The following is a 13,182-nucleotide window of genomic DNA, read 5'->3' on the forward strand; positions in this document are numbered from 1 at the left end:
TCGCCGTAGTTCGTCGTCCGCCCCGGCCATCGGTCGCCGGGGGTCATCGGACGCCTCAGCCATCAATCGCCGTCGGTCACTGGTACCCGCCGGTCACTGGTACCCGTCGGTCATGGGTCGATGTCGGTCATGGGTCGATGTCGGTCACTGGTCACCGTCGGCCGCCGATCGCGTCATCGGTCGCGTCGTCCGCCGCCGATCGCCTCGTAGGTCATCGGTCGCGTCGGCCGCGCCCCCGGCAGGCGTGGCCCCTGCCCAAATTCTGACCGGCTTGCCCGACTTCAGCCACCACTCACCCCCAGCCTGTGGACAACGGTCACCGAACCCACGGAAGACACATGAACACAATCCCGCATAACGGTCATATTTACTCCTAGTCTGACAGTGCGCCTCGCTCATCCTGTCCACAGGGCTTGCGCACCTGTCCCGCTTCGGTTACTGGGAAGGACGGCCCACGCCATGCCCGCAGACCTCGCCGTCATCGGACTCGGTCCCTACGGCCTGCCCCTCGCCCAGGCCGCCGTGGCCGCCGGCGTTTCCACGATCGGCTACGCCACCGGCCCCGAGGCGGGCTCACTGAGCCCCGCCGAGCTGCGCCGGATGCTCGCGAGGGGCTTCCGGGTGGCCGAGGACCCGGTCCAGCTGGGGCGGGTGCGTACCGCCGTGATCTGCGCGCCGACTCCGCGCGGCGCCGACGGCGGGCTCGATCTGAGCCAGGTGGAGGCCGCCGCGCGCACCCTGGCCGAGCGGCTGCGTCCGCACACGACGGTGATCCTGGAGTCCCCGGTCCATCCAGGGACGACGGAGGACTTCCTGCGGCCCCTGCTGGAGAAGGGCTCGGGCCTGCGCGCGGGCCGCGACTTCCACCTCGCCTATTCGCCCAGCAGGGTGGACCCCGGCAACCGCGACTTCACGCCGGCCAACACCCCGAAGGTCATCGGCGGCCTCACACCCGCGTGCACGGAGTCGGCCGCCACGTTCTACGGGCGGCTCACCGACAAGGTGGTACGCGCGCGTGGCCCCCGTGAGGCCGAGACCGTGCAGCTCCTGGAGACCAACTTCCGGCACGTCAACATCGCCCTCGTCAACGAGATGGCCGTCCTCTGCCATGACCTGGGGGTCGACCTGTGGGACGTCATCCGCTGCGCGGAGACCAAGCCGTTCGGCTTCCATGCCTTCCGCCCCGGCCCCGGTGTCGGCGGCCACGGCGTCGCCCAGGACCTGTCCGGCCGCGCGAGCCGCGGCCTGCGCATGGTGGAACTGGCCCAGCAGGTCAACAGCCGGATGCCGGCGTACGTCGTCCAGCGCGCCGCCGCCCTCCTCAACGAGCACGGCAAGTCGGCGCGCGGCGCGCGCGTGCTGCTGCTCGGGGTCACCTACAAGGCGGACCTCGCCGACCAGCAGAGCAGCCCCGCCCAGGAGATCGCGATCCGCCTCATGGAGCTCGGCGCCACGGTCAGCTACCACGACCCGCACATCGCGTCGTGGAGCGTCCTGGACCGTCCGGTGCCCCGCGCGGACTCCCTCTACGAGGCGGCCGCCGACGCCGACCTGACGATCCTGGTCCAGCAGCACCGCACGTACGACCTCCAGGGCCTGTCCGTGAAGGCCCAGTTGCTGCTGGACACGCGCGGGGCGACCCCGACGGGGGCCGCGCACCGGCTCTGAGCGGGCTGAGCGGGTTGGCCCCGGAGCCCTCCGGGCTGGGCGGCGTTCCCGGGGGCGCGGAAGGCGGCTCGCTGACCGGCGCGCGGGGGTGCAGGGGGGCGCGTGGGTGGCTGTAGCTCGTGAGCTGGTGGCGGGTGTCCGCTCCCGCCTCTCATGGGGGCGGCCGCTCTCCAGTGCCGGGCCGCCGGACGGCGGATCCGGCACCGTACAAAAAGGTGGAGCCCACCGCAGCGGCCACTGCGGCAGGCTCCTGGGCGAATCACGGAGTGTCCACCCCTAGCTTTCCTGAGGGTGGCCGCTCATCGCCCGCAAATCCGCAAGATCCACCTCCTCCGGCACTTGACCATCCACAGACGGATCCGGTCCCAGCGGGTGGGCTTGCGGTGACGTCCCATGGACGCCCCCTTCCAGCCCACATTTGCCCCGAACGCAACCGCACGCCCCTCCCCCGCCGAACGCGCCCCCACCAGCGCACTCGGGCATGCGAAAGGGCCGGTCACCCACCCGGGGTGACCGGCCCTCCGTCCGTCCGCCGTACGGCGGCTACCGCTTGTGCTGCGAGTCCGCCACCGTCACCTCGACGCGCTGGAACTCCTTCAGCTCGCTGTAGCCGGTCGTGGCCATGGCGCGGCGCAGGGCGCCGAAGAGGTTCATCGAGCCGTCGGGGGTGTGGGACGGGCCGGTGAGGATCTCCTCGATGGTGCCGACCGTGCCGAGGTCGACCTTCTTGCCGCGCGGGAGCTCCTCGTTGACGGCCTCCATGCCCCAGTGGTGGCCCTTGCCGGGCGCGTCGGTCGCGCGGGCCAGCGGGGAGCCCATCATCACGGAGTCGGCGCCGCAGGCGATCGCCTTGGGAAGGTCGCCGGACCAGCCGACACCGCCGTCGGCGATCACGTGGACGTAGCGGCCGCCGGACTCGTCCATGTAGTCGCGGCGGGCGGCGGCGACGTCCGCGACCGCGGTGGCCATGGGGACCTGGATGCCGAGCACGTTGCGCGTGGTGTGGGCGGCACCGCCGCCGAAGCCGACGAGCACGCCCGCCGCGCCCGTGCGCATCAGGTGCAGGGCCGCGGTGTAGGTGGCGCAGCCGCCGACGATCACCGGGACGTCGAGCTCGTAGATGAACTGCTTCAGGTTCAGCGGCTCGTGCGAGGACGACACGTGTTCCGCGGAGACCGTCGTACCGCGGATGACGAAGATGTCCACGCCCGCGTCCACGACCGCCTTGGAGAACTGCGCGGTGCGCTGCGGGGAGAGCGCGGCCGCCGTGACCACGCCGGAGTCGCGCACCTCCTTGATGCGCGCGCCGATCAGTTCCTCCTTGATGGGGGCCGCGTAGATCTCCTGGAGGCGGCGGGTGGCGGTGTCGGCGTCCAGCCCGATGATCTCGTCGAGGAGCGGCTGCGGGTCCTCGTGCCGGGTCCAGAGGCCTTCCAGGTTGAGCACGCCCAGGCCGCCGAGCTCGCCGATGCGGATCGCGGTGGCCGGGGAGACGACCGAGTCCATGGGGGCGGCCAGGAACGGCAGCTCGAAGCGGTAGGCGTCGATCTGCCAGGCGATCGAGACCTCCTTCGGGTCCCGCGTACGGCGGCTGGGGACGACGGCGATGTCGTCGAAGGCGTACGCCCGGCGGCCGCGCTTGCCGCGCCCGATCTCGATCTCAGTCACGTCTGTGGCCTTTCCCTCTGCGTTTCAGCGTCTTCCAGTATCGCCGACGGGCACGGCAAGGGCGGCCCCGGTGCTTCCGGGACCGCCCTGGAAGAGCTCCACGCGCGCGTGCGGGTCACTCCACGCTCGCGCGTACGCGTCACTTGTTGCTGTAGTTCGGCGCCTCGACCGTCATCTGGATGTCGTGCGGGTGGCTCTCCTTGAGGCCCGCGGAGGTGATGCGGACGAAACGGCCCTTGGACTCCATCTCGTCGACCGTGGCCGCGCCCACGTAGCCCATGGTCTGGCGCAGACCGCCGACGAGCTGGTGCAGCACGTTGGCCAGCGGGCCGCGGTAGGGCACCTGGCCCTCGACGCCCTCGGGAACGAGCTTGTCGTCGGAGGAGACGTCGGCCTGGAAGTAGCGGTCCTTCGAGTACGACCGGCCCTGGCCGCGCGACTGCATGGCACCGAGCGAGCCCATGCCGCGGTAGGACTTGAACTGCTTGCCGTTGATGAAGAGCAGCTCGCCGGGGGACTCCTCGCAGCCGGCGAGCAGGCTGCCGAGCATCACGGTGTCGGCGCCGGCCGCGAGGGCCTTGCCGATGTCGCCGGAGTACTGCAGACCGCCGTCGCCGATGAGCGGGATGCCGGCGGGACGGGCGGCGAGGGAGGCCTCGTAGATGGCGGTGACCTGCGGAACGCCGATGCCGGCGACCACCCGGGTGGTACAGATCGAGCCGGGGCCCACGCCGACCTTGATGCCGTCGACACCGGCGTCGATCAGCGCCTGCGCGCCGTCACGGGTGGCGACGTTGCCGCCGATCACGTCGACGTCCACGCTCGACTTGATCTTCGCCATCCAGCTGAGGGCGTTGCTGTTGTGGCCGTGCGAGGTGTCGACGACCAGGAAGTCCACACCGGCCTCGGCGAGCGCCTGGGCCCGCTCCAGGGCCTCGGGGCTGGCGCCCACGGCGGCACCGACGAGGAGGCGGCCCTCGGTGTCCTTGGCGGCGTTCGGGTACTTCTCGGCCTTGACGAAGTCCTTGACGGTGATCAGACCCCGGAGGATGCCCTCGTCGTCGACGAGCGGCAGCTTCTCGATCTTGTGCCTGCGCAGCAGCTCCATGGCCTCGACGCCGGAGGTGCCGACCTTGCCGGTGATCAGCGGCATCGGGGTCATGACCTCGCGCACCTGGCGGCTGCGGTCGGACTCGAAGGCCATGTCGCGGTTGGTGACGATACCGAGCAGCTTGCCGGCCGGGTCGGTGACGGGCACGCCGCTGATGCGGAACTTGGCGCACAGCGCGTCGGCCTCGGCGAGGGTCGCCTCCGGGTGCACCGTGATGGGGTCGGTGACCATGCCGGACTCGGACCGCTTGACCAGGTCGACCTGGTTGACCTGGTCCTCGACGGAGAGGTTGCGGTGCAGCACGCCGACACCGCCGAGGCGGGCCATCGCGATGGCCATGCGGGACTCGGTCACCTTGTCCATCGCGGCGGAGAGCAGCGGGATGTTGACCCGGACGTTGCGCGAGATACGGGACGAGGTGTCGACCGCGTTGGGGAGCACCTCGGATGCGCCCGGCAGCAGCAGCACGTCGTCGTAGGTGAGCCCGAGTGTCGCGAATTTTCCGGGCACTCCGTCGACGTTGGCAGTCATGACACCTTCCCCAAATGGCCTTGAACGGTGCGGATGCCCATGCTAACGGGAAGCACGCGCCCCGAATTCCACGGTACGACTCAGCTCCGGGCTTCGTATGTTCGTACGGAAATGGGTGCGCACCTGTTCATCGGGGGTGGCTTGACCCGTTCGGCTACTGCCGTCCTACTGTTCCGCCAGCGCCCGCAGCCGGCTCAGGGCCCGGTGCTGGGCGACGCGCACCGCGCCCGGTGACATTCCCAACATCTGGCCGGTCTCCTCGGCCGTGAGGCCCACCGCGATGCGGAGCAGCAGCAGCTCGCGCTGGTTCTCCGGGAGGTTGGCCAGGAGTTTCTTGGCCCATTCGGCGTCGCTGCTGAGCAGCGCGCGCTCTTCGGGGCCGAGGGAGTCGTCGGGGCGTTCGGGCATCTCGTCCGAGGGGACGGCCGTGGAGCCGGGGTGACGCATCGCGGCGCGCTGCAGGTCGGCGACCTTGTGGGAGGCGATCGCGAAGACGAAGGCCTCGAAGGGGCGGCCGGTGTCGCGGTAGCGGGGCAGGGCCAGCAGGACCGCCACGCAGACCTCCTGGGCGAGGTCCTCGACGAAGTGCCGGGCATCGCCCGGGAGGCGGGACAGGCGGGTACGGCAGTAGCGCAGCGCGAGGGGGTGGACATGGGCGAGCAGGTCGTGCGTGGCCTGCTCGTCCCCGTCCACGGCGCGATGGACGAGAGCGCCGATCGTCCCTACGGCAGTGACCGCCTCGTCGTCGCGCATCGGTCCATGGTGCCCTGCTGCCGTCGGCGGCGTGGCATCGCGTCCGTCGTTGTGCACCGAAGCGTTATGAGCAGGTGCGCCGGAACTCATCTCCTGCGCCCTCCCCTTCCGCTCGAACGACTCGTCCCCGAGAGACTCCACACCTCAAGGATGCGGCATCCGCGCCGAAACGAGCAGCGGGCCCTTGGGCCTGCCCGGGCGCTTCACCTCGCGGACCCCGCCCACCGTGGGGCGGGCGGGGGCGTCCGGTCGGTCCGCTTCCGCGCTGCGGCGCAGCTCACCGCCCTGCTAACGGACCAGTCCCCAGCGGAAACCGAGGGCCACCGCGTGGGCGCGGTCGGAGGCTCCGAGCTTCTTGAACAGGCGCCGGGCGTGGGTCTTCACGGTGTCCTCGGAGAGGAACAGCTCGCGGCCGATCTCGGCGTTGGAGCGGCCGTGGCTCATGCCCTCCAGGACCTGGATCTCGCGCGCGGTGAGGGTGGGCGCGGCGCCCATCTCGGCCGAGCGCAGGCGGCGCGGGGCGAGCCGCCAGGTCGGGTCGGCGAGCGCCTGGGTCACGGTGGCCCGCAGTTCGGCGCGCGAGGCGTCCTTGTGCAGGTAGCCGCGGGCGCCGGCGGCCACGGCGAGAGCCACGCCGTCCAGGTCCTCGGCGACCGTGAGCATGATGATGCGCGCGCCGGGGTCGGCGGACAGCAGCCGGCGCACGGTCTCGACGCCGCCCAGTCCGGGCATGCGCACGTCCATCAGGATCAGGTCGGATCGGTCGGCGCCCCAGCGGCGGAGGACTTCCTCGCCGTTGGCCGCCGTGGTCACGCGCTCGACACCGGGCACGGTCGCCACCGCGCGGCGCAGCGCCTCTCGGGCAAGCGGGGAGTCGTCGCAGACGAGGACGGATGTCATGACCGCCCTCCGCAGCTGATGCGCGTCACCTTGAGCCTCCAGGCTGGTACGGAATCGTCACCTGTGCGGTCGAACGTCTCGGACGCCTGCCCGAGCGCTTGTTGCTTCAACCGCCACCGCACTCTCAACGACGGTCACTCGAAAGAGTTACGGGGCTGCATGCCGTCTTCGGCACTCTACGTGAGGGTGCGGACACGGTGCAGACATGGACGTCAGACCCTCAACTTTTCACCGAATCCAATGCCCCATTTAGACCTTTTTCTTCCCGTTTCACAGTGTCTGGAGCTAGATTGCCAATGAGTCATATTTTCATCTCTCTAGACCGGAGATGTACGGTCGTTGGCACCGTATCCGCCCAGAACGGCTACAAGGGGTCACGTAATGGCAGATTTCTCCCGCCTTCCCGGACCGAACGCGGACCTGTGGGACTGGCAGCTCCTGGCCGCCTGCCGCGGGGTCGACAGCTCGCTCTTCTTCCATCCCGAGGGCGAGCGCGGGGCGGCTCGGAGTGCCCGTGAGAACTCGGCCAAGGAGGTCTGCATGAGATGCCCGGTCCGCGCGGAATGCGCAGCGCACGCGCTGGCGGTCCGCGAGCCGTACGGCGTGTGGGGCGGACTGACCGAGGACGAGCGCGAAGAGCTCATGGGGCGGGCGCGCAACAGGCTGGTGTCGGCGTCGACCACCAGCGGCGGCTCCGCCTCCGACACATGAAGGAACGTTTCTTCATCCCGTTGACAAATTCGTTGACATACACGTTGGCACATACGTTGACATTCCGCTGACAGTCTGTGATGACCGGGCACGCGCGCGTGGCCGGACGCCCGGGCAGATGCGTGCCCGGTCCTTTGTCATGCCCGCCGGGCCGCCCGGCCCAGTTGTTCCAGCGTCGCCGCCACGGCCGGCACCTGTGCCAGGTCGGGCAGGGTGAGGGCGACGATCTCCCGCCGTACCGCGGGCTCCAGCGCCACCGTGCGCGCGCCTCTGGGCCGTACCGACTCGATCGCCAGCTGGGGCAGGACGGCGACGCCGAGGCCCGCGCCGACCAGGCCGACCACGGCCGGGTAGTCGTCGGTGGCGAAGTCGATGCGGGGTGTGAAGCCCGCACTCTCGCACGCCTGGACGAGCTGTCCCCGGCAGCGCGGGCAGCCCGCGATCCAGGGTTCGTCGGCGAGTTCGCCGAGGGCGACGGAGTCCGCGCGGGCGAGCCGGTGCCGTTCGGGCACCAGGCCGACGAGCCGGTCGGTGAGCAGCGGCCGTACCACCAGGTCGTCCCATTCCCCCACGTCCGCCGCCCCCTCGTAGCGGAAGGCCAGCGCGATGTCGCAGTCGCCGTCGCGCAGCAGCTCCACGGACTTGGGCGGCTCGGCCTCCTCCAGGGAGACGCGGGTGCCGGGATGAGCGGCGCGCAGCGCGGCGAGGGCCGTCGGGACCAGGGTGGAGCTGCCGCTCGGGAAGGAGACCAGGCGCACCCGGCCGGCGCGCAGCCCGGCGATCGCGGCGACCTCCTCCTCAGCGGCGGTGAGCCCGGCGAGAATCCCGGAGGCGTGCCGGACCAGCGCCTCGCCGGCCTGGGTCAGGCGCATCTCGCGGCCGGTGCGGACCAGCAGCGGGGTCCCGACGGAGGTCTCCAGGGCCTTCATCTGCTGGCTGACGGCGGGCTGGGTGCAGCCCAGTTCGCGCCCCGCCGCCGAGAAGGACCCGGTGGCGGCGACGGCGCGCAGGACGCGGAGATGACGTGCCTCGATCACCCTTCGAGCATAAGCCGACCTTGGATGCGGCACTCGATAATGGGTCGACGCTTTGAGATGGGTCCCCTACCGTCGGAGCGTGGAGATCCTCTCGGTGAATCTGGGGCACGCGCGTGCCGTGCCGTACACGGACCAGGTGGACGGCGTGACCGGCATCGACAAGCGGCCGGTGGCCGGGCCGGTGCGGGTGGCGGCCCCGGGCCCCAAGGGCGTCGCGGGCAGCGGTCTGGCCGGGGACGCGGTGTGCGACCTGCGTCATCACGGCGGCGACGACCAGGCCGTGTACGCCTACGCGCGCGAGGACCTCGACGTCTGGGAGAAGGAGCTCGGCCGGCGACTGGCGAACGGCTGTTTCGGTGAGAACCTCACGACAAACGGGCTGAACGTGTCGGACGCGCTGATCGGCGAGCGCTGGCGGATCGGCTCCGGGCTCCTGCTGGAGGTCACCTCCGGGCGCATCCCGTGCCGCACTTTTCAGGGCCATCTGGGCGAGCGGGGATGGGTGAGGAGGTTCACACGGAAGGGTGCGACCGGTGCCTACCTCCGGGTGATCGAACCGGGTGAGATCCGGGCCGGGGACCCGATCGAGATCATCCACCGGCCGGAGCACGGGGTGACGGCGGCGATGGAGTTCCGTGCCACCACCACCGAGCGGGAGCTGCTGCCCCGGTTGCTCGCGGCGGGCGCGGCGCTGCACCCGGAGGCGCTGGCGCAGGCGCGGAGGTACGTGGCGGCGCAGAGCGGCTGAACGGCCGTCACGCGCACGGCGTTCACCGGTGCTTCATCCTTCGGGAGAGCCGGTGCGCACAGCGGACGCCGTCAGTCCGGGTAACTACCCTTGGCCCATGACAACGGCTCTGATTACGGGATCGACCGCGGGAATCGGTGCCGCGTTCGCGCGGCGGCTGGCGGCTGACGGGCACAACCTCGTCCTGGTGGCGCGGGACACCAAACGGCTGCGCGAGCAGGCCACCGAACTGCACGACCGGCACGGCATCGAGGCGGAGGTGCTCACCGCCGACCTGGCCGAGGAGGCCGGCATCGAGTCGGTCGCCGCCCGGCTCGGCGACCGCAGGAACCCCGTCGACCTGCTGATCAACAACGCCGGCTTCGGCAACAAGGGCCGCTACCTGGACGTCTCGATGGCCGACGAGCTGCGCATGCTCAAGGTGCACTGCGAGGCGGTGCTGCGGCTGACCTCGGCGGCGGCCGAGGCGATGCGGGAGCGCGGCCGCGGCGGGGTGGTCAACGTGGCGTCGGTGGCGGCCTTCGTGCCGCGCGGGACGTACGGCGCCTCCAAGGCGTGGGTCGTGCAGTTCACCCAGGGTGCGGCGCGCGATCTCGCGGGCAGCGGGGTCCGGCTGATGGCGCTGGCGCCGGGTTTCGTGCGTACGGAGTTCCACCAGCGGGCCGGAATGGGCACGGACAACATCCCGGGCTGGATGTGGCTGGACGCCGACAAGCTGGTCGCGGCGGCGCTGGCCGACCTCGCGCGCGGCAAGACCCTGTCGATCCCGGATCCCCGCTACAAGGTGCTCACGGGCCTCGCGAAGATGGCCCCGCGCGGCCTGGTGGGCGGGATCAGCTCGAAGACGGGGCGCAAGTACGGGCCGCAGTAAGTCCCGGCCGGCACCGCGCGCGGGGCGGACCGGGCCGGTGAGACGATGGTGTCGATCGGTCGCGCCCGCAGGGGGGCCGGAGGCGGTTTCATGACGTTCGTGCAGCTCATCGAGTGCAGGACCAGGCGGTTCGACGAGATGGACCGGCTGATGGACAGGTGGGTCGAGCAGACCAAGGGGAAGCGGACTGCGACGCACACGCTGGTCGGCAAGGACCGCACCGACGCGGAGCACGTCGTGGAGATCGTGGAGTTCCCGTCGTACGAGGAGGCGATGCGCACCTCGCGTCTCCCGGAGACCGACAAGGTGTTCCACGAACTGCTGGCGCTCTGCGAGGGGACGCCGACGTTCACCGATCTGGACGTGGTGCGCGACGAGCGGCTGTTCCCCGACACCGCGCGGCGGCTCTTCGAGACGCTCGGCGCGGCCGGGCCGCTCGCTCCGCTGGACGGTCTGCTCGCGGAGGACTGCCACAACCACGATCCGGCCAATGAGCGGGACACCATCGGCATGGACGCGATACGGCGCGAGGCGGAGATGTGGCGGGCCGCCTTCGACTTCACGTTCCTCGTCGAGGACCAGATCGCCCAGGAGGACCGGGTGTGCACCCGGTGGCTCTGGACGGGCGTGCAGAAGGATGAGTTCCTGGGGCTGCCGAACACCGGACGGCAGGTCAGCATGACCGGCACCACCGTCCACCGCTTCGACACCGGCGGGAAGATCGCCGAGGGCTGGTGGCAGTACGACCGGCTGGGGCTGATGAGTCAGCTCGGAGCACTGGACGAGCTGGAGAAGTGAGACCACAGTGAAAGCCCGCGAGGGGCGAAGCCCCCGTTCCCGGCGGACGACCGGGGACGGGGGCTTCCTCAGAGACTGTTGCCTCAGTGGGAGTGGCCGTGGGAGTGGCCCGCGGCGGCGGCCTCCTCCTCTTCCTTCTTCTCGACGACCAGGGTCTCGGTCGTCAGCAGCAGGGAGGCGATGGAGGCGGCGTTCTCCAGGGCGGAGCGGGTGACCTTGACCGGGTCGATGACGCCGGCCTTGACCAGGTCGCCGTACTCGCCGGTGGCGGCGTTGAAGCCCTGGCCCTTCTCGAGCTCGGCGACCTTGGAGGTGATGACGTAACCCTCCAGGCCGGCGTTCTCGGCGATCCAGCGCAGCGGCTCGACGACGGCGCGGCGGACGACGGCCACACCGGTCGCCTCATCGCCCGTCTTGCCGAGGCCGTCCTCCAGGACCTTCGCGGCGTGGACCAGCGCGGAGCCACCACCGGAGACGATGCCCTCCTCGACCGCGGCGCGGGTCGCGGAGATGGCGTCCTCCAGACGGTGCTTCTTCTCCTTCAGCTCCACCTCGGTGGCGGCGCCGACCTTGATCACGCACACGCCGCCGGCCAGCTTGGCGAGGCGCTCCTGGAGCTTCTCGCGGTCCCAGTCGGAGTCGGTGTTCTCGATCTCGGCCTTGATCTGGGCGACGCGGCCGGTGACGGCCGAGGAGTCGCCGGCACCGTCGACGACCGTGGTGTCGTCCTTGGTGACCGTGACCCGGCGGGCGGAGCCCAGCACGTCCAGGCCGACCTGGTCGAGCTTGAGGCCGACCTCCTCGGAGATGACCGTGCCGCCGGTGAGGATCGCCAGGTCCTCCAGCATCGCCTTGCGGCGGTCGCCGAAGCCGGGGGCCTTGACCGCGACCGCGTTGAAGGTGCCGCGGATCTTGTTGACGACCAGGGTGGAGAGGGCCTCACCCTCGACGTCCTCGGCGATGATCAGCAGCGGCTTGGAGGCACCCGCCTGGATGACCTTCTCCAGCAGCGGGAGCAGGTCGGCGATGGAGGAGATCTTGCCCTGGTTGATGAGGATGTAGGAGTCCTCCAGGACGGCCTCCATGCGCTCCTGGTCCGTCACGAAGTACGGCGACAGGTAGCCCTTGTCGAAGGCCATGCCCTCGGTGAAGTCCAGCTCCAGGCCGAAGGTGTTGGACTCCTCGACGGTGATGACACCGTCCTTGCCGACCTTGTCCATCGCCTCGGCGATGAGCTCGCCGACCTGCGTGTCCTGGGCGGACAGCCCGGCGACGGCGGCGATGTCGGACTTCTCGTCGATCGGGCGGGCCGAAGCGAGCAGCTCGTCGGAGACGGCGGCCACGGCGGCGTCGATGCCCTTCTTCAGGGCGGCCGGGGAGGCACCGGCGGCGACGTTCCTCAGGCCCTCGCGGACGAGCGCCTGGGCCAGCACGGTGGCGGTGGTCGTACCGTCACCCGCGATGTCGTTGGTCTTGGTCGCCACCTCCTTCACCAGCTGGGCGCCGAGGTTCTCGTACGGGTCGTCGAGCTCGACCTCGCGGGCGATGGTGACACCGTCGTTGGTGATGGTGGGGGCGCCGAACTTCTTGTCGATGACGACGTTGCGGCCCTTGGGGCCGATCGTCACCTTCACCGTGTCGGCAAGCTTGTTGACGCCGCGCTCAAGGGCGCGACGGGCGTCCTCGTCGAACTTCAGGATCTTCGCCATGGGAGCGGTTCAGCCCTCTCGGAAAGCGTGGGTGAAACGAACCGCGCCCCCGACGCCCGGCTTCATGAGATCGCGGGGGCCAGGGGCGCAGCTCACAGCAGAATGTGCTTGAGGTGAATTACTTCTCGATGATCGCGAGCACGTCGCGAGCCGAGAGGACGAGGTACTCGTCGCCGTTGTACTTCACCTCGGTGCCGCCGTACTTGCTGTACAGCACGACATCGCCGACCTTCACGTCGAGCGGCAGGCGCTCGCCGTTCTCGAAACGGCCCGGACCCACGGCGAGGACGGCGCCCTCCTGGGGCTTCTCCTTCGCGGTGTCCGGGATGACCAGGCCGGAGGCCGTGGTCTGCTCGGCGTCGAGCGGCTGGACCACGATGCGGTCCTCAAGCGGCTTGATGGCAACCTTGGAGCTGGCGGTCGTCACGATCCGACCTCCCCCTTCGGAGATCTCACGGGGTTAACTGTCTGAGGTGGCGACCAGGTCGATCCGTCGTCGCGGGTGCCGGATCTGCCCGTCGCGTTGTTGGCACTCTCATCTGCCGAGTGCCAGAGCCGAGACTATGACCGCGATTAGCACTCGGTCAAGCGGAGTGCCAATTGCCTGCGGCGCGGCGCCGAAAATCGGTGGCTGGAGCCGTGGTGGCCGTCGCTGGGGGCTGCCGCCCCCAGACCCC

12 protein-coding genes are annotated in these 13,182 nt (G+C 70.4%); 5 read left to right on the forward strand and 7 right to left on the reverse strand.

The features are described from left to right. Positions 1-459 precede the first annotated feature (459 nt). Complete coding sequence (locus tag AB0P24_RS39865) at positions 460-1,668, forward strand: nucleotide sugar dehydrogenase (protein WP_365802900.1); 1,209 nt, start codon at positions 460-462, stop codon at positions 1,666-1,668. A 543-nt stretch (positions 1,669-2,211) separates the two neighbouring features. On the opposite strand, the gene AB0P24_RS39870 is transcribed toward AB0P24_RS39865, so the two are convergent. The 4 genes from AB0P24_RS39870 to AB0P24_RS39885 all read right to left on the reverse strand — a co-directional run bounded on the left by AB0P24_RS39870 (position 2,212) and on the right by AB0P24_RS39885 (position 6,631). Next, positions 2,212-3,336, reverse strand: a complete 1,125-nt coding sequence (locus tag AB0P24_RS39870) for a GuaB3 family IMP dehydrogenase-related protein (RefSeq protein ID WP_365802902.1) — start codon at positions 3,334-3,336, stop codon at positions 2,212-2,214. 139 nt (positions 3,337-3,475) lie between these two features. Continuing rightward, on the reverse strand, positions 3,476-4,978 hold the full coding sequence (gene guaB / locus AB0P24_RS39875) for an IMP dehydrogenase (RefSeq protein ID WP_365802904.1): 1,503 nt from the start codon (positions 4,976-4,978) through the stop codon (positions 3,476-3,478). A gap of 165 nt (positions 4,979-5,143) precedes the next feature. Continuing rightward, a complete protein-coding gene (locus AB0P24_RS39880) occupies positions 5,144-5,731 on the reverse strand; it encodes a sigma-70 family RNA polymerase sigma factor (protein WP_089099378.1) in 588 nt (195 codons plus the stop codon). Positions 5,732-6,019: 288 nt separating this feature from the next. After that, positions 6,020-6,631, reverse strand: a complete 612-nt coding sequence (locus AB0P24_RS39885; protein ID WP_003948568.1) for a response regulator transcription factor — start codon at positions 6,629-6,631, stop codon at positions 6,020-6,022. Positions 6,632-7,012: 381 nt separating this feature from the next. Between AB0P24_RS39885 and AB0P24_RS39890 the strand changes: the two genes are divergently transcribed. Further along, positions 7,013-7,342 (forward strand): WhiB family transcriptional regulator, encoded by a 330-nt coding sequence (locus AB0P24_RS39890; RefSeq protein ID WP_123974752.1) that lies wholly within the window; start codon positions 7,013-7,015, stop codon positions 7,340-7,342. 137 nt (positions 7,343-7,479) lie between these two features. Here the strand turns inward: AB0P24_RS39890 and AB0P24_RS39895 are convergent, their stop codons facing one another. Further along, entirely contained in the window at positions 7,480-8,379 is a 900-nt protein-coding gene (locus AB0P24_RS39895; RefSeq protein WP_365802907.1) for a LysR family transcriptional regulator, read from the reverse strand. A 79-nt stretch (positions 8,380-8,458) separates the two neighbouring features. Here AB0P24_RS39895 and AB0P24_RS39900 point away from each other — a divergent pair, with 79 nt between their 5' ends. From AB0P24_RS39900 to AB0P24_RS39910, 3 genes are all read left to right on the forward strand, one after another. Then, entirely contained in the window at positions 8,459-9,127 is a 669-nt protein-coding gene (locus AB0P24_RS39900) for an MOSC domain-containing protein (protein WP_365802909.1), read from the forward strand. Between the two features lie 97 nt (positions 9,128-9,224). After that, positions 9,225-9,998 carry an SDR family oxidoreductase gene (locus AB0P24_RS39905; RefSeq protein WP_365802911.1) on the forward strand — a complete coding sequence of 258 codons (774 nt, stop codon included), beginning with the start codon at positions 9,225-9,227 and terminating at the stop codon, positions 9,996-9,998. Between the two features lie 90 nt (positions 9,999-10,088). Continuing rightward, positions 10,089-10,796 (forward strand): ester cyclase, encoded by a 708-nt coding sequence (locus AB0P24_RS39910; protein WP_365802913.1) that lies wholly within the window; start codon positions 10,089-10,091, stop codon positions 10,794-10,796. Between the two features lie 83 nt (positions 10,797-10,879). On the opposite strand, the gene groL is transcribed toward AB0P24_RS39910, so the two are convergent. Beyond that, the gene (gene groL, locus AB0P24_RS39915; RefSeq protein ID WP_365802915.1) at positions 10,880-12,505 is read right to left on the reverse strand and encodes a chaperonin GroEL; all 1,626 of its coding nucleotides are present in this window, start codon (positions 12,503-12,505) and stop codon (positions 10,880-10,882) included. A 118-nt stretch (positions 12,506-12,623) separates the two neighbouring features. Further along, positions 12,624-12,932 (reverse strand): co-chaperone GroES, encoded by a 309-nt coding sequence (groES, locus tag AB0P24_RS39920; RefSeq protein ID WP_004955293.1) that lies wholly within the window; start codon positions 12,930-12,932, stop codon positions 12,624-12,626. Positions 12,933-13,182 lie beyond the last annotated feature (250 nt).

It is taken from the genome of Streptomyces sp. NPDC086519 (assembly GCF_040686075.1).
Taxonomy (GTDB): domain Bacteria; phylum Actinomycetota; class Actinomycetes; order Streptomycetales; family Streptomycetaceae; genus Streptomyces; species Streptomyces shenzhenensis.